The sequence below is a fragment of the Pseudonocardia nigra genome (assembly GCF_019396355.1).
Classification (GTDB): domain Bacteria; phylum Actinomycetota; class Actinomycetes; order Mycobacteriales; family Pseudonocardiaceae; genus Pseudonocardia; species Pseudonocardia nigra.
Genome location: NZ_JAHKRK010000471.1, coordinates 1 through 1,250, shown reverse-complemented (window position 1 = coordinate 1,250; position 1,250 = coordinate 1). Strand labels below are relative to the sequence as shown.

Sequence of the window (1,250 nt, the reverse complement as noted above, 5' to 3'; positions counted from 1 at the left end):
ACGCGCCGACCGTCGACAGGGCTGAGCGCCATCGAGCGCCGATCAGTGAGCGCACTGGCAGTCGCGTCCCGGCACCGAACACAAGGGTGCCTCCCCACTGGGCTAGCAGCGAGGAGGCTGTCATGCAGTATGCCCCCACACCGTCGAATCCGTCGCCCCTGCCCGCGTTGCCGCCGGACGGGGTGACCGCGGGGATCGACTGGGCCAGCACCGACCACGTCGCCTGCGTGGTGGACCAGGCCGGTCGGGTCAACGTCCGGTTCGCCGTCGCCCACACCAGCGCCGGACTCGCCGAGCTGGTCGGCCGCCTGCGTCGCACCGGCGTCACCGAGGTCGCGATCGAACGCAGCGACGGCCCACTGGTCGAGGCCCTGCTCGCCGCCGACCTGACCGTCGTCGTGATCAGCCCGAATCAGCTCAAGAACCTGCGCAGCCGCTACGGCTCGGCCGGCAACAAGGACGACCGGTTCGACGCCTACGTGCTGGCCGACACCCTGCGCACCGACCGGGCGCGACTGCGCCCGCTCACCCCGGACAGCCCCGCCACCCAGACACTGCGGGCCACCGTGCGCGCCCGCCGCGACCTCGTCGCGCACCGGGTCGCGCTGGCCAACCAGCTGCGCGCGCACCTGCAGCGCGTCTTCCCCGGCGCGGTCGGGCTGTTCGCCGATCTCGACTCGCCGATCAGCCTGGCGTTCCTGACCCGCTTCGACTGCCAGGACCGCGCCGACTGGCTGTCGGTCAAGCGCCTGGCGGCCTGGCTGACCAGCGTGGGCTACAGCGGCCGCAAGGACCCCGCGGTGCTGCTGGCCCACCTGCGCACCGCACCGCCCGGCGCGACCGGCGAGCACGGCGCCGCGGCCGCGCACACCACCCGCGCCCTGCTGACCGTGCTGGCCAGCCTCGTCGCCCAGGTCAAGGCACTGTCCGAGCAGATCAGCGAGCAGCTCGCCCTGCACGCCGACGGGCAGATCTTCACCAGCCTGCCCCGCTCGGGCACCGTGCGCGCCGCCCGGCTGCTCGCCGAGATCGGCGACTGCCGCGCCCGCTTCCCCGACCCCGAAGCCCTGATCTGCCTGGCCGGCGTCGCCCCCTCGACCCGCCAGTCCGGCAAGCACGAGATCGTCACGTTCCGCTGGGCGGTCAACAAGCAACTCCGCGACGCCGTCTGCGACTTCGCCGCCGACTCCCGCCGAGCCAACCCCTGGGCCGCGCACCTCTACAACCAGGCCATCGCCCGCGGCAAGGAC

At 73.4% G+C, this 1,250-nt stretch carries 1 protein-coding gene; it reads left to right on the top strand.

Annotated features, from left to right (window positions below; all coding sequences use genetic code 11):
- Positions 1–122 precede the first annotated feature (122 nt).
- Positions 123–1,250, top strand: a 1,128-nt coding sequence (locus KME75_RS41655) for an IS110 family RNA-guided transposase (RefSeq protein ID WP_219420498.1), incomplete at its 3' end; no start/stop codon positions are given.